The 15,802-nt window shown below is 42.6% G+C and carries 14 protein-coding genes, 1 pseudogene and 1 riboswitch; of the genes and pseudogenes, 5 read left to right on the forward strand and 10 right to left on the reverse strand.

The features are described from left to right. Positions 1-58 precede the first annotated feature (58 nt). The 3 genes from MHN30_RS11115 to nhaD all read right to left on the reverse strand — a co-directional run bounded on the left by MHN30_RS11115 (position 59) and on the right by nhaD (position 3,710). On the reverse strand, positions 59-589 hold the full coding sequence (locus MHN30_RS11115) for a DUF924 family protein (RefSeq protein WP_010604514.1): 531 nt from the start codon (positions 587-589) through the stop codon (positions 59-61). A 122-nt stretch (positions 590-711) separates the two neighbouring features. Next, positions 712-2,058, reverse strand: a complete 1,347-nt coding sequence (gene lysC, locus MHN30_RS11120; protein ID WP_017219273.1) for a lysine-sensitive aspartokinase 3 — start codon at positions 2,056-2,058, stop codon at positions 712-714. An 88-nt stretch (positions 2,059-2,146) separates the two neighbouring features. Next, positions 2,147-2,317, reverse strand: a riboswitch (Lysine riboswitch). Between the two features lie 145 nt (positions 2,318-2,462). Next, positions 2,463-3,710, reverse strand: coding sequence for a sodium:proton antiporter NhaD (nhaD, locus tag MHN30_RS11125; protein ID WP_010371900.1), 1,248 nt, complete (start codon positions 3,708-3,710; stop codon positions 2,463-2,465). 156 nt (positions 3,711-3,866) lie between these two features. Between nhaD and MHN30_RS11130 the strand changes: the two genes are divergently transcribed. The 4 genes from MHN30_RS11130 to MHN30_RS11145 all read left to right on the forward strand — a co-directional run bounded on the left by MHN30_RS11130 (position 3,867) and on the right by MHN30_RS11145 (position 9,097). Then, complete coding sequence (locus MHN30_RS11130) at positions 3,867-5,111, forward strand: hypothetical protein (protein ID WP_010604512.1); 1,245 nt, start codon at positions 3,867-3,869, stop codon at positions 5,109-5,111. Between the two features lie 4 nt (positions 5,112-5,115). Next, entirely contained in the window at positions 5,116-5,664 is a 549-nt protein-coding gene (locus tag MHN30_RS11135) for a hypothetical protein (protein ID WP_010371906.1), read from the forward strand. Then, complete coding sequence (locus MHN30_RS11140; RefSeq protein ID WP_222243129.1) at positions 5,661-8,438, forward strand: ATPase; 2,778 nt, start codon at positions 5,661-5,663, stop codon at positions 8,436-8,438. The genes MHN30_RS11135 and MHN30_RS11140 overlap by 4 nt, the downstream gene beginning before the upstream one ends. A gap of 107 nt (positions 8,439-8,545) precedes the next feature. Beyond that, positions 8,546-9,097 carry a DUF4136 domain-containing protein gene (locus MHN30_RS11145; RefSeq protein ID WP_010371911.1) on the forward strand — a complete coding sequence of 184 codons (552 nt, stop codon included), beginning with the start codon at positions 8,546-8,548 and terminating at the stop codon, positions 9,095-9,097. 339 nt (positions 9,098-9,436) lie between these two features. Here MHN30_RS11145 and MHN30_RS11150 read toward each other — a convergent pair whose 3' ends face one another. The 5 genes from MHN30_RS11150 to MHN30_RS11170 form a co-directional block, all read right to left on the reverse strand. Next, positions 9,437-10,348, reverse strand: coding sequence for a hypothetical protein (locus tag MHN30_RS11150; protein ID WP_130163856.1), 912 nt, complete (start codon positions 10,346-10,348; stop codon positions 9,437-9,439). A 459-nt stretch (positions 10,349-10,807) separates the two neighbouring features. Further along, the gene (locus MHN30_RS11155; RefSeq protein ID WP_239359606.1) at positions 10,808-11,779 is read right to left on the reverse strand and encodes a transposase; all 972 of its coding nucleotides are present in this window, start codon (positions 11,777-11,779) and stop codon (positions 10,808-10,810) included. 96 nt (positions 11,780-11,875) lie between these two features. Then, entirely contained in the window at positions 11,876-12,199 is a 324-nt protein-coding gene (locus tag MHN30_RS11160) for a hypothetical protein (RefSeq protein WP_239359607.1), read from the reverse strand. Between the two features lie 156 nt (positions 12,200-12,355). Next, positions 12,356-12,754, reverse strand: a complete 399-nt coding sequence (locus tag MHN30_RS11165) for a hypothetical protein (protein WP_239359608.1) — start codon at positions 12,752-12,754, stop codon at positions 12,356-12,358. Beyond that, positions 12,744-13,316: a hypothetical protein gene (locus MHN30_RS11170; protein ID WP_239359609.1), complete on the reverse strand. Its 573-nt coding sequence runs from the start codon at positions 13,314-13,316 to the stop codon at positions 12,744-12,746. Before MHN30_RS11170 ends, MHN30_RS11165 begins: the two co-directional genes overlap by 11 nt. A gap of 327 nt (positions 13,317-13,643) precedes the next feature. Between MHN30_RS11170 and MHN30_RS11175 the strand changes: the two are divergent. Next, positions 13,644-13,879 (forward strand): annotated as a pseudogene (locus tag MHN30_RS11175) (site-specific integrase); the annotation flags it as partial. Positions 13,880-14,127: 248 nt separating this feature from the next. Here MHN30_RS11175 and MHN30_RS11180 read toward each other — a convergent pair. After that, positions 14,128-14,415 carry a hypothetical protein gene (locus tag MHN30_RS11180; protein WP_239359610.1) on the reverse strand — a complete coding sequence of 96 codons (288 nt, stop codon included), beginning with the start codon at positions 14,413-14,415 and terminating at the stop codon, positions 14,128-14,130. Positions 14,416-14,621: 206 nt separating this feature from the next. Next, positions 14,622-15,800, reverse strand: a complete 1,179-nt coding sequence (locus MHN30_RS11185) for a cystathionine beta-lyase (RefSeq protein ID WP_239359611.1) — start codon at positions 15,798-15,800, stop codon at positions 14,622-14,624. Between the last annotated feature and the right edge of the window lie 2 nt (positions 15,801-15,802).

The following is a 15,802-nucleotide window of genomic DNA, read 5'->3' on the forward strand; positions in this document are numbered from 1 at the left end:
TTGTAGACGGCCGATTATACGTACTTCCGCTAAAAATGCGAGAGGTTCGAGCCGTGCCTCAGAAACTCGAGTTGGGCGTCTCTAGAAAGTCCATTTCTTCTTCTGTTGAATCGCGATTGAGTATTTCGTTTCGATGGGGATATCGGCCAAATCTATCGATAATTTTTTTATGCGCGACTTCAAAATCATAATTGGGCAGGTCGCGAAAATAATGATCAGCGGCACGATGGATGATGCGACTTTCGCTATGCATCATAGGTAGGTATAAAAACATCAATTCAGTATCATTGAGCTGGCGGTGATAGCCCTTTTCGATGGCGTGTTGGGTGAGGCTCAGCGCCAAAGGATCACTGGCAAACGCCTCTGGAGTGTCTCTGAATATATTGCGTGAAAACTGATCTAAGATAATGATTTCGCACAGCGCGCCAAGTGGTGTTGCTCTCCAGCTCGAAAGCTCACCTTGGTGCGCCATTTGGTGCAAAATACCGAAGCGATTTTTTATTATGCGATCAAAGTCCGCAGACTTCTTCCACCAATCTGATTCAGTGCATTCAACAAACCAGAATTCGTAGACGTCTTTATAATTCATGATGGCACTCCTAGGGAAAAACAAACTTGATGGTCAGCAGACCCTAACCGTTATAAACAAAGTGCCACCCATCACTCAATAATGCAACTTTTTTATTAGTTCCGAATGGGCAATAAATTCACTTATGCAACCTCTAGTAATTTAGCATGAATTGACTGCACGACCTGATCTGACTCCTGCTGCTCAACTAAAAAGCACAGATTGTGCTTGCTCGCACCATGGCATATCAATCGAATATTAAACTCTGACAACACATCCATCAGGTTAAGTTGGCACTTCTTCAACTGGATCTCAGAACCTATCATGGCCACCAAAGTAAGATTATTTTCAACGGTCACATGACAAAACTCGCCAAGTTCATCCAAACAAGCTTGTTCTAGCTCTGGTCGAGAAGCATTCGGCGCATTATCCAGCGTAAGTGCAACACTAATTTCCGAAGTCGTTACCAAGTCAACCGATATATTGTAATTGCTTAAAATGGTGAAGATACGAGCCAAAAAGCCGCTAGCAAGAAGCATTTCAGGGCTCTTTAACGTCAATAGTATTTGGTTTTTACGTTGTGTCACTGCACGAATGCCTGCTTGCGCCGTTTTCTCTTTTTCAATCCAAGTGCCACCCGCTTGCGGATCACGACTTGAACCAACAAATACTGAAATACCTTTACGACTCGCTGGCAATATGGTTGCGGGATGTAACACCTTGGCACCAAATGTCGCCATTTCGGCCGCTTCATCAAAACTCAAACGAGGAATAGGTCTAGCCTTTACACACAAACGCGGATCGGTACTGAAAATACCAACAACATCGGTCCAAATATGCACACTTGACGCGTCAATTGCCTCTGCTAACAATGCAGCACTATAATCAGAACCGCCACGACCAAGCGTGGTCGTCTGGCCGTATTGGTCACTACCAATAAACCCTTGCGTCACCTGCACTGTGTCGCCAAGTAGCGCGACCAAATTGGTTTGCGCAGCTTCACGCGTAGCTGCAACATTTGGATTCGCTTTTCCAAATTGATTATCTGTTTTAAGCACTTTACGCACATCAAAGCGCGACGCCTGAACCTGATTATTACGTAGTATTTGGGTAAACAAATAAGAAGAAAAACGTTCGCCAAAGCTCAACATTTCATCGCATTGCTGTCTGCTAAGTGCAGGTAAACTCGCAAGGCTTTCAAATTCACTGAAAGTTTGCTTGTAACCCTCTGCAAGATCAGCATCCAAAGACACTTGATCGATAATCGCTTGCTGTATGTTTTCAACCGCTGCAACAACTGCTTTGCGCCCGGCTTCATCTTCCTTTTGTTGGGTTAGCGTCACCAGGTGATTGGTTACGCCAGCACATGCACTCACAACCACCACTCGAACATTTGGGTTGTCACGAACAATGTGGGCACAACGAGACATAGCTTCAAAGTCAGCGACACTGGTACCGCCAAATTTGGCTACAACATACTGCGAATTCATTTTCTCTCCTCTCGACTGTTGGCACAGTCAAATTTTATAAGGAGAACTCGGCATGGGATTTCTAGAAAGACGAACGCTTGAAATGACCTTTGCCAGAAGCTCTCCACCAATACGGTGACAGTTCCGAGGATTCAGCCTCGTAAACCGAAGAATCGTTGCGACGAGCAACTTTTCTCCTCGGCGAATACTTCCCTCACTAGTGGTCATTGGTCTCGTCACCTCACACTAACTACCTAAGCATCGCGCCTCTTCTGTTTATTTTGCCTTTGTTAATCTGAATAAAAACAAAATAAAAGCCCGCAATCAATGCGGGCGATGTAAGAAAATTATCTTTTAGCCGTCTAGGTGTCAAGTTATTTATGAAAAACTTATTCCAAAGCGGTAAAAAATTAAATCCATTGGTCTTAAATAAGCTGACCCGCGAAATACGCACCACTATATCCAATGGTATATGCGATAAGCAGGTAGATACTCATTTTAAGATAGCTTGAGAAAGTTAAGGCTTTAACCTTGCTCATTGCAATGATCCCCGCTGCAGAACCAATGATAAGCATAGAGCCACCAACGCCAGTCGCATAAGTAAAGGTTAGCCATTGCGCTGGAGTCATCGTAATGTCTGCTTTTAATAGCGCCGCCGTCAACGGCACGTTATCTACCGCCGCACTCATTAAACCGACCAAGTAATTTGCGTATTCCGGCGCAAGATGCAGATATAAATCGGTAAACTTAGACAGTACACCGACCTCTTTCAACGCACCAACTAATAACAGCACACCCACAAAGAACAATAAGGTGTCGTATTCAATTTCACGGATATAGTCGATGATTTTCTTATTAACGTCTTTCTTGCGCATCAAGAATTGCGCCATTAAGAACATCAAAGACAAGCCAAATAAGAAAGTTAGCATCGGCGGTACATGGTATTGCACGCTTAAGAATAACGTGGCAAAAATGGTTGATAAAAAGATAAGCGCAATGGTGATATCAGTCTTTTCAATTCTGCGTAATTCAGCCTTTTCAAAGGTGATCTTATCATTCATGCCGATTGACAGCATCGCAGCTAAGATAAATACGCTAAAAATAGAGGGGGCTATTAGTAAAAGCAGATCAGGGATAGTCACTTTATCGGCTAGAAATATCATCAAGGTGGTTACATCACCGGTGATCAATGATACCCCACCGGAGTTAACACTGAAGATGATTAACGTCGCATATCTAATTAGCTTTTTCGGGTCTAATTTCAAAGACATGACTACAGCTAATGAAATAAGCGTCGCGGTGATGTTATCCGATATTGACGAAAATACGAATGCAAAAGCACCGACCAAAAACATTAGCTTGCGTTCGCTAATATGGGTTGGCATGATCCGGTGAACAATATTTTGGATAAACCCTTTTGAGTTCAAATAGGCCACAAACGTCATGGCAGCCATTAAGAACAGCCAAAGCGTCGCGATTTCCAAAATGTTATGGTCTAGCTCAATTTGTACAATTTCTGGGCTTTGACCATGAATTGGAGAGATAAAGGCGATAATCCAACATAAAGTACCAAAAAAAAGCGTTGTTTTGGCCTTGTTTACGTGAATAATATCTTCTATAACGATGAGTATAAAAGCGATGGCGATCAGGGTTAGAATAATGGGCGTGACCATAATGCGTAAACAACCTGTAATTAAATGTAACAAGGGGTGGGTTCGTTTTCGCGGCGGATTCTAGCACCATCACAGTCCCCATGCTACGTACGATAAACATTTTGTGACAAATTGATGAAGTAGCGATGTAACTTAGCTACTACACACTGGAAAGTTATGATCCCAGCAAAAAAATTATTAAATACGATAAATGAACACTGGAGCGTACTCGAGCTACTTTTTAAACGATTTAAGCTCGCAGATTTCAGTCTAAAAGATGTACAAAACATCCTAAAACAGAAAAACCCTAGCTGGTCGAGTGAACGAATTTATAAAGAAACCAATCGATTACTCCAACAAGAAATTATTATCCCTTTAGCTAAATCTTCACAGTTAGAAATCAACCGTGCCATCGCTGACTTCGCCAGCTTTCTTTTACAAGAAGAGAGCCTTGGTTTAGCGGAAGAGATCACAGTGCTGGTAAAAGACTTAGAAAGATTAGGTAATCGCATCGCACAAGCCGGTGAAGAGGCTGACTACTCTGAGCTACGCCGTTTTAGCCGCATTATGGACGAACGCGTTCGTAAAATTGTTAAGCTGTTCGAGCATAACGAAAGCGCTATCATGAACTTGGTTGAACAAGCAAAGTCTGACACCTCAACGCTTTCTCTTGGCATGAGATATAAAGCAGTATTGGAAGCGTTTGACGAATATATCGAACCTATGCTGGAAATGGTCGATATTCATGGCCCTTTCCAACGCTGCTTTGATCAAATAGAGCTTCAGGTCAGTGAACAGATTGACGAGATTGAACAATTAGGCCGTGGTGCTGCAGACAAGCGTATGCTGGAGCAGCTCAGAACACGCATTTTAGATATGCACCTCATTGGTAGAGAAAGTCTAAGCCGCAGCGCCGACCTACTTATGCCGTTAAGAGAAGAGCTACGCCGCAATACACTCATTACACGCCAAGCCTCTAAAGTCCTTGGACAAATTAGAAAGCGCGGCGTTGACCGTTTACTCTCACCAGTTCAACCAGAATTTGTGTCAGACATTCAACGTTTCAACCTCGGGCAAAAGCGTCACATGGTCGCTTATATGGCAAGTCTCGTTGAGTTTGAGCATGAAGAATATCAGCTGCCCGATCACGACGATGTGCCAGCTTATCAAAGCCCTAACATTCCAGATTACAACTCGGTAAAAACGAGATTTCAACAAACCGGTAAAAAGCGCCAGGCACTATTGGGCTTTTTAAGCGATAGCTACCCAGATCTCGAAGCAGACGAAATGCTGTTTCTTTATCAAAAGCTGATCAACGAATCTGACTTGGCACTTAGCCAAGAGCAACAAAAGAGTAAGATCACTATCGCATCGCATACCTTCTCTTTATATCCATTTAGTGCCAAAGCAAAACAAGATTAGCATTATGACGACAATTAACTTAGACATGCTCAATGAACTCCAAGCCATTAATAAAAAACTGGTGAGCGGGTATCATATCAGTGAGCAAGACACTACCCTTTGGCAAGAATTAGATCAGCAAATTGATAGCTATCAAGCGCTATTTTCAGCTTTAGGCCATGACTTACAGCACGATGCCCGTGGCTTTTACTATTTGGCAAGCGATGAAAGCACGCCAAATATGGGGAAAATTTCCCGCGCGATTGCCCTAACCATTTATATTTTGATTGAGCACTATGCCAACCAAGGTAAAGATCCGCTTCGCGTACTATTTGATGAAAGCTGCGATTTAGAGCTAATGCAAACCATAGTACAGCTCAATAAGCATCTTTTTGACCAGTTGGAAATATTTTCGGGCTCTGATCTCAGAAAAGACGTGTTTTTACGTATGGTGAGACTGGGTCTAGCCCGTGAGGTTGAGCAAGGCTTCATGCTACTTGCACCGATTTATCGCTACATTGACGCGCTAATGGAAGTAAACGAAGAACAATATGATATTGAGGACGAGCTATGAGCGAGCAGTTGTACGGCTTAAGTAAACTAGCATTATTAAATACCGCCGGATACGCTAAGTGTGTCATTCCTCTGGATAAAAGCGCGTCTATCTGCGCTCCGAATAACACTGGTAAAAGCTCGGTGATCAATGCGCTGCAGTTTCCACTGATCAACGATTTAAGACTGACTGAATGGGATGGTCACGATTTAGAAGAAACGCGTAAGTTTTACTTCTCTTCTGATCAATCCTATATTTTGCTGGAAGCCAACCTCCCCCACGGCGATGTGGTCATTGGCGTTGCGGGGCTGGGTAAAATCGCCGGTTACGCGCACCAGTTTTTTTGCTATCAAGGCAAACTGAATCTTGATGATTACACTCAAGGTAAAAGTATCATCAAGTACACTAAGCTATTTAATCACTTACAGGAAAAACAACTTAAGCCTGTAGAGCTAAAAGCACAAGAACTTAATGCCTTGCTCACAGGTGGCGCCACCCCATTTGATGGTGATATCAACCTGAAGATGATCCCACTGAATAATGTCCAAGATGCGCCTGTATACAAAGAAATATTCCGTCGTATTCTGAATCTGCACAAACTCGGCGCACAGGACGTAAAGCGCTTTATGCTCAAGGTGTTCGAACGCCATATGTCGAACTCGAAAGTCGACTTTTATGAAGTCTGGCGTCGCGCTTTTGATAAGGTCAACCGTGCGCGCCGTGAGCTGAATGCGCTGGAGTCGATGCAAGAGCCAATTTCAGCCCTTGAGAAAATGCTTGAAAATGAAGCCGTATTAAAAGGTAAACTGGCGGCTTACGCCCCGAAACTCGATTTAGCTTTGGTTGAATATGATAACTATCACAACGAGCAAATTGCAGAGCTGGCAACACAGCTAGAAGACATCGAAGCCGAAAAGCGCGAATTTGAGTCTAAGCAGCAGCTGTACGTCCAACAGTCTCGCGATATCGAGCGTAAGCAAACCCAAATCGAGCAATGGTTTACCGATTTCCACGCGTTAAAGCGTGAATTTGAACTAACTAATCATGCAACGCTTAAAACCAATTTAACGCTGTTGAAAAAGGAATATGAGCAACTTTCCTTCTCTATTAATAGTGCACAGGGGCAAAGTCTCCATACCCTTGATTTTCGCATCAACGAAACGCAAAAGCAGATTAAGAGTTTAAAACTGCAACTCAAGAACCTTGAGTTCAACCTGTTTACTCGTATGCGTGAAGATCTTTCTTTAAAAGAAGTGGAAGAAATCTCACGGATCTTGAATCCAGATCTATTATCATTTTCAACCACTTCTCAGGGTGAAATTGATATCACCGACGAAGATGCCTTTGGCGCATTTTTGGAGTCGCTATCTAAGTCAGTTCAAGGTGGTGAGCTTAAGGTGCCTGGTGCTACCGTTAAGTTGAAAAAGCTGAGTCCAGTACAAATGCAAAGCGGTGAGAACAAAGCCCAATTGCAAGCACAGCTGGAGTCACTACAACAGTCGCTTAACGACTTAAAACAGCAGCGTGAAGTAGCTGCAAACGTCGCTGAAAAGCAAAAAGAACGTGATGCGCTTTATGATGAACTCATGGCAACAGAAGCGGCCATGAAACGCTTTGAGCAATATCAAACCATGTTGCAATCCGTTGATGCTCAACAAGCACTAAAAGAGCAGCTAGAGATGGAACGAGAGCAAGTTGATGAATATTTGCATGATATTCAACGTAATGCTGGTTCGATTTCAGACCGCCGTTCTATCATTAAAAGCAAGCAAGACTTATTGGTGCGCCAAGCCGACCGCCTAAAGCAAGTGAAGTCAGAACGTATCGACCACACACTAGACCTATATTCGGGTAAGCTGGCACCTTACGAAATCGAAATTAACCTAGATTTTGATAACCTCTCTGAAGTGATCCACCAGTTTAATAAAGACTGTAATGAGCTTAGAAACTTAGACGTTAATGTGCGTAATACCTACTTGCATATCTACAACGCAGGGATCACTAAGTTTGAAAACGAGTCAGACGTTACTATTAAGTATCAAAAGCTGATCAGCGCGTATCACAACTTGGATAACGAACGAGATGCCGTCGATAAACAAGCACGAGTGGCGCTCACTGAGGTGGCCGCAACCATTAAAGGACTGCGTCAAGACTTAGACCGCTTACGCCGAGAGATGAACAGCTTTAACAAAGGCATAAGCCAGCATCGTATCTCTAACTTGCAGGCATTCAAAATCAATGTCATCCCTCGTAAGATGCTAGTTGATAGCATAGATACCATTATCAGCACTTCAGATTTATATGAAAAAGGCGAAAGCTTAGACTTACTGAGCGAGCAGCCTAGTTCAGAAAAGTCTGTTAATGAGGCAAAAGATCACATCATCAAACTAGCAAGTGATAAAGCGGGATTGACGTTAACCGATCTCTTCGACATTCGCTTTGAAGTGGTCAACCGCGCAGGTGACACTGAGCACTTTGATAAAATTGACTCGGCTGGCTCTAACGGTACGCGGATCACCATCAAGCTTTTATGTGGCATGCTATTTATCCGCTATCTGCTATCTGATCAAGAGCAAGCAATGTATCGTATCCCAATTTACATCGATGAAGCTGCAGATATCGACCCACAAAACCAAAAGGCTATTATCGAAACCGCACTAAGCTTTGGGTTTGTACCAATTTTTGCATCGGTGAAACCACAGATCAGCTGTGACTACTTGGTGCCGATCCGCAGTGTCGCACAAGGTAGCCAAAACTGGGTGGATGAAAAAGACTGGATAGAAGTGGAACATTAATCCCAAGTTAATGTCTTAGACACAATTATTAAAGGATGCTTGTCTCTACCATTTAACGCCTTAACACGTTAAGGTAGAGCAAACATCCGACTAAGGAGTAAAGACACATGTTTAAGAATATTGTTATCGCCACTTTGGTGCTGATGTTAGCGGCCTGCGCCAAAACCCCTGATTGGGATTATGATAAGTCTGTACAATTCGCTAACTACAAAACCTATGCTTGGTCACCCGAAGCGGACCTAAAAAATAATGGTCGTGAATACCAGGTCAATGACTTAATGGAAAAGCGGATCCGCAGTGCAATTCAAAACGAAATGAGCAAACAAGGTTTCACCCTCACCGATCCGCAATCGGCCGACTTACTGGTTAACTATCACGCATCAGTTGATACAAAAATTGAATCTGACTCGCTTCACACCACGTATGGCGCGCGTTGGAACTACTGGGGTATTGGTTGGCAAACACAGACCACAACACGTGAATATGAAGTAGGTACGCTAGTACTCGATATGATAGACAAAGCGTCTAACCAGCTAGTTTGGCGTGGTGCAAAAGAAGGCCGCTTACGTAGCAACCAATCACCAGATCAAAGAACAGCATCAATTAACAAAACCATTTCGGAGTTGCTGGCTAACTTCCCACCACAGCCACAACACTAAGCGAAAACCGGATCAAGCCTTGGCTTGATCCGAATTCCTCATTTTTATTTTGAAGATAAACAGTCTTGAGGTGAATAAGTCTAAGCTTTATCTGTCAGGGCTTAATCAAATCCGACTTTCGCATAAGTGCCAAACTCAGCCGTTCAACTTCATATCTTAAATCCAATAACGATAACGGGTGCTCATCCAACTCGTATTTGGACAGAAATGTTTTAGGTCGTCGGCTGTATTAGGCGAATTTCGCATAAAAATTTCTATGGGTTAACGCCTTGCTCACCGGAAAATGGGAGCACAGCGACCAATTTGTCCGTGTGCAGCAAATTGTTAGATGCTGACAGACTATTTGCCTTCAGTTTGAGCATCGTCACCCTTGTCCTTCATAGCCTCTGCCTCATTCTTCTCTCTAAGGTTATCTATCGAACTTTCGATTTTTAAAGCACTTTCAAAGATAGCAGATGTAAGTGACTCCAGATTATCATTTGTTCTCTTATCAAGCCCGACAATGCTTTTTTCAATCGCCTCGGAATAACTAGCTATTGCTCGTACATTATCATCGATGTGCGAATAGGCGTTTAATAACTCAAGGTGTCTTTCAGCGGCTTGGCTGCTCTCAACAGAGTCTTTAGACCAAGTAACTATCAGAATAATAAATCCACTTAACCCGACTGTTGCTGTGTATTTAGCTATTTCTCTGAAAAATACGGTCGCCCTTCTCTTATGTAGCGTTTTGTTTGCGACGTATTCTTTGAAATTACGAAGGTAAAATACCGCCAGCTTTTGAAAGACGCTCGGCCTACCATCCAAGCATGTTGACTCCATATAGGCCTGAAACATTTCCCAATGCCACTTTGATTTGCGCTTAAGCTCAGTCGGATTTTTAATCTTACTCAGAAGAATAAAGTCTTCAGGGTGATGGAAATTCTCCGAGGCTGCCGGGCTCAGTGTACATAATACTTGCCCATCATCCGTTCGCTGATACGAAAGTGTGGCCCCATGTGCTGTTTCCAATTTTTCGATCTTTTGGAAGTTGGTTCCCATTGTTGTTGTTGAATCAAATGGTCGTTTGCCATAGAACACGTCTACGATTTTCTTGTTCAGCCCGCCATGCCTTCCACCCGGACTGACGTAGAAAGAATACAAGCCATCCAAACGAACACTACTCTCAGAGGCCTTCGAATACGCCTCGAATAGGTCTTTTGAATCTTCGTAAAACTCGTCGAATTTTTTATATCGTTCTGCACGATCAGTCATAAAACTCTCATTTGCATCTAACATTTTATTCGTGCGCATGCGCGGTTACCTCATTGGACCAATGAAAACGCGCACAGTTAACTATCAGTATGCAAAGAACTTATCAGCATTCTGCTAAATATACCATCTGGAAAAATGCGCATGCGCGTTTCCCAAACCTATTATCTCAAATCAAAAATAAATAACCTATTGATAAAAAATAACATTTTTAATTTATTCATGCGTAAACGCGCAAAATTTTTTTAGCAAATCCCTGACACCCACTACTATTAATACCCGATCTGAGGAGGCCAAGTAAAAAAGTATGAAAATACTTCAATCACTTTGTTCAAAAACGTTCATCGATAGGTTATTTTTTAGCACTCAAGCGTATCTCTACACTAAAACAGGATTATCACGCACGACAAGGCGCTGCAAATACAACAGAAAGAAACTCTAGCGTTGAGAATGTGAGTTTTGCTAAGCCAACAAGCGCTCGCAGTTTGTTCGGTTCGTCCGTCGTCGTTTTTGAAGTGTTTCGCAGTAAGCGGTTATTGTTCGCTCTCGGCCAACGGCACCGTGAAATACCCGTGAAAACTGCGTAGTGAGTTTTATCCAGTTCTCCGGTTCGATATTTAGTCGAGTGAGTATGGGTTGTGCTTCGTTAATATAGCCTCGTTTGTCGGCGCGAATGCACTGGCCGGTGAGTTCAACTAATTCAATATAGGATTTGAGTTCAAAAGGTAGGCCTTTTGGCATGTGTTTTCGTGGGCTACCAGCAAAGCGTAATAGGCTTTTTGGTTGTTTTCCCAGCTTAGCGTGGTCGATTCGTTTTTTGATGCTGGTGTAGTCTGAGGTTTCAGGTGTTGCTGCGATTTTGGCTCTAATGGGGTTTAGATCTACGTAGGCTAGACAAGCAGCCAATGCAGCCTCGTCCAATAATGCTTGGGATTTAAATCGACCTTCCCAAAACCGACCTGTACAATTATCTTCTTTATTTGCTCGGCGAGCGATGTCTTCGTTAAGTACCCGCATAAACCAGCTAATATCTGCGAGTCTTTCTCTGTACTTGGCGACATGCTCGTCGAGTATCAATTGCTCCGACTCACGGAGTGGCTCATCTTCAATATACTTTTGGCTTATCCAATTGCCCTTAAACAACTTGTGCCACCGTATCACAACTGCTTTATCCGACAGACGCTTAGCCTTTTTATCATCAACATATAAAACAATGTGAGTGTGATTACTCATCACGGCGTAAGCACAAACATCAATACAAAACACAGACACCAACATCAATAGCTTTTCTTCAACCCAATCACGACGGTGTTCATATGATTTTCCCGTAAATTTATCTTCACCGCACAGAAACGCGCGCCTTACACAGCGGGAGATACAGTGATAATATTTGGTGTCGGTTAAACTGATTTGTTTTTTACGGGCAGTTGCCATAGTTTATTTTCCTCAATCCTTTGAGTGCAGAGTTAAAGCTTAGGCGGTATTTTAGGAAGGTGCAAATTAGTGGTGGGTGTCAGCGATTTGCTTAAATTAGTGGTGGGTGTCAGCGATTTGCTTCATTACAACAGCATAGAACTTAACAAAATAAGTAAATCCTTTAAAAACGCCACCCTCTGCAACCATCTCATCGTGCTTCTTCTTCGACATCGCATTGTAGCCATCCATAGCAGAATAAAAAGCAAGTACTCCGATTGCAGGCAAGGCTGGATAAACTGACGCTTTGACGATATCAGTTAGTGCTACATATGAGAGAATGTTAATATCAAAGTTAATCCAGAAGCCCCACAAGTAAGAAATACCAGAGAAAAGTGCCAATCCATATATAACAAGCGTGATATCAACCTTAGTGTTCATAAATCCTTCTTCATTTAAAGATACTTATCTGGAAGCTCATGCTGCTGTACAGCTAACGCAAAGCGCAGCGGCAGTTTGTGGAGTGGCCTTTTATTGCTAGCGTTGCGACCAGCACAAAAAGAGCCACGGAACAAACTGTCTGGCTGACGCGTATTGTTATACCTTGCCAAATTCTAACCATTTATTAACCAGTTTTATTATATTCACCATCGAAGCCATCGTGTAAAAAGCTACTATGATCCAGATTAACTGGTAAAGCGTTATCATAAAATCAAAGTTGATCAAACTAAGTTTCGTTGTACTTATATGCTTCACCGCTTGAGGAAGCATTACGAACGAAATTGCACCTAGCATCGCAAAGTTAGGCATACTGCTCAGCAAGATAGTCGTTGCTATTGTAGATCGCTGCTTTTTAAGAGTAGTAACTTGTTCCCTAGGCGGCTTATCAATTGCAAGCGCTTCTTTCACTTTATTTGCATTCGCGCCCATATGGAAAACCGCAACACCAAAGAGAACACTTAAAGCAGATATGATGTTTGGTAGGCTAGTTTCCAAAATGATTCCCTAGGGCGGTGTGGGTGTCAGAAGCAATGAAATACTTTCTTGAACCTACTGATCTTTTTCTTATGGGATTATAACCAGCCCCTTCTTTGGCAACGATAAGGTTTAAATGCTCGACGAAGACATCCGACAATATTGTCACATCATAGCCTTCACCACTAACCTCAGCCGATCGGTATATTTCCTCTAAAGTTTGGTGGAGCTCTTCATGCAGCTTAGTTCTATACCTAGAAAGAGTATTTCGCAGAAGAGTTTTAGATTGAGTTGTAGTCAATTGGAACATGATAGAAATATCATCTTCACTAGGGAGACGAGGAGAAAATACTTTCTTTATTATATAGAGGAGGCGATCTTGCTTCGCTTCGTCCGCTCGGTTAGGCATTCCTTTTCCAGCTAGCATTTCTAGATACTCGATTAGTCCTGCGTGGGCCAAATTGGTTAAGCGTGGAGCGAGATCATCTGTATCAGCCAGGCCCATCGAAGCACGCAGCAGGTCAAGCTTTTCTTGCGAGACCTCTAGCCCGTCAAGTTCTCTCAAGTCAAATCGTATTTCCATAGGCTAATGTCTCTCCGTACTGTGGTTATAACATTTTATTCGTGCGCATGCGCGTTTACCTCGTTGGACCAATGAAAACGCGCACAGTTAACTATCAGTATGTAAAGAACTTATCAGCATTCTTCTAAATATACCATCTGGAAAAATGCGCATGCGCGTTTCCCAAACCTATTACCTCAAATCAAAAACAAATAACCTATTGATAAAAAATAACATTTTTAATTTATTCATGCGTAAACGCGCAAAAATTTTTTCATTATTTTCCTTGATATCCGAGAACTTCAGATAACACTGTATATATACAGCCACATAAGGTAAGCAGTTATCATGAGTCTAAAAAGCCCATTTCTGAAAGGTCTTCAGGAAGAAATGCGTATGCGTGGTTACAGCATTAGTACAGAAAAAACCTACCTATATTGGATTAAGGCATTCATTAACTTTCACCACAACACCCTGAGACAATGGGAACGGAAGAGGTTACACAGTTTTTAACCTTCCTTGCCAACCAACGAAATGTGGCTATCAGCACACAAAAAATTGCACTTAACGCGTTAGCCTATTTGAGAGGAAAATAAGTGACATATATGGACGTTCGCTCTGAATGGGAAAAACTAAACGTAAACAACTTAAAAGCATTAAAATATCTATATTTTTTCAATGCATTAGAAAACAGTTGTAAAAAGGAGATATCTGAGGGCTAGATACTTAATAAAAATTCAGCAAACCAAGTAGCTCGCACAAGTGGTTTTGGAGCGTTGCGCTGTGCTTAAACCAACACACGACGCAACAATTATACAAGTCAGTAGTTGTTTTAAGATTTATTATCGCATTTTATCGTCTCTTCCCCAAGACGATAGGCATTATTTGCCAGCACATAAGTTCCCGAAATAATAGCAGTAGTAGGAACGAGTATCGGCGTTAATATAATTCCACTCACGGAATAATAGGTATTGGTTTCATCTGCAACATCGACTATCTTTAGGGTTTTTCTATCCGATGAAATCTCGCACTTGTTGGTGTGAGCAGTATCTTGCACAGGCATTACTACACAAGCGCTGAGTGAGATTATCGGTAACATAATCAGTCTGTTTAACTTCATCACCTTTCCTTGAATTCAGTTTGCAATACTTTCATGACGTCGCTATTAGACATAACCTCCCTCTAAAGGTTCCCTGTGCTTTACGCTTAAACTGCGCCAAACTGGTATTGTTCTCTACAGTTTTCAGTCTTGATCCAACAGCTATTGTGGCTCAATAAATCCGAGGTACCTCATATAAAATGAAGCACCCCATACTGATCGAGGTTTTAAGATTTACCGAGGTTTTGTTCGTAGACCTTAAGTGCGTGTTCTAAATCTTCTATCAAGTCTTCTACGTCTTCAAGACCTATGTGAAGGCGGATCACGGGGCCCAATGCCCAACCTGTGGTTGATCGCAAGTGCTCCATGGTTTTATTGGCTGTAACTAAACTTTCATAGCCGCCCCATGAAAAACCCATTTTAAAATGGGATAAAGCATCTAAGAAGCGGTTAATCGCCTTTTGGCTACCTTCTTTCATTACGATTGAAAACAAACCATTACTGCCATCAAAGTCTCGCTTGAAGAATTCATGACCGGGGCAAGTCTCAAAAGCAGGGTGTCTAACGTGGTCCACGAGCGGATGCGCTTCGAGCCATTTCGCCACCGTCATTGCCGACTGTTCGTGTTGTTTTAACCTCGCAGGCATAGTACGTAACCCACGTAGTGCTAAATAAGCATCATCTGCAGAGGTACATTGACCAAGTAAATACGAGTGCTCTCTAAGCTCAGGCCAATAACGCTCGTTTGCAACGGCAACCCCCATCATGACATCCGAATGCCCAACAATATACTTGGTTGCGGCTTGAATGCTGATATCAACACCATGATCGAGCGGACGAAACTGCCAGCCATTACCCCACGTATTATCAAGCATAGTGATAACGCCACGGCGCTTTGCAACTTCAACCATCGCTGGCACATCTTGAACTTCCATGGTGATTGAACCTGGAGACTCTAAGAACAACACTTTGGTATTGTCTTGAATTAACGCGTCAATACCAGCGCCAACCATAGGGTCATAATAAGTGGTTTCGATACCATAGCCTTTTAACAGCTTATCGCACAAATCTCTGGTTGGTTCATAGGCAGTATCCACCATCAGCAAGTGATCGCCTGCTTTTAAAAATGACAGTAGTGACTGTGCGATAGCAGCAGCACCAGACGGATATAAGGCGCAACCTGCACCATTTTCAAGCTCTGTAATGGCATCTTGCAAGGCGAAATGGGTATTGGTGCCACGGCGGCCGTAAAACAAAGTGCGATGTCCACGTCCTTTTATCGCTCCTTGCATTTCGGCAACGCTCTCAAAAACTACGGTAGAGGCGCGCTGAACAACTGGGTTTACTACCCCTTTGGTATATTCTGCTTTTCTTCCAGCAGCAACGATTTTAGTATGCTTTTTCATAA

Origin of the sequence: Pseudoalteromonas sp. OF7H-1, assembly GCF_022347825.1 — a bacterium.
In the GTDB taxonomy this organism is placed as follows: domain Bacteria; phylum Pseudomonadota; class Gammaproteobacteria; order Enterobacterales; family Alteromonadaceae; genus Pseudoalteromonas; species Pseudoalteromonas maricaloris.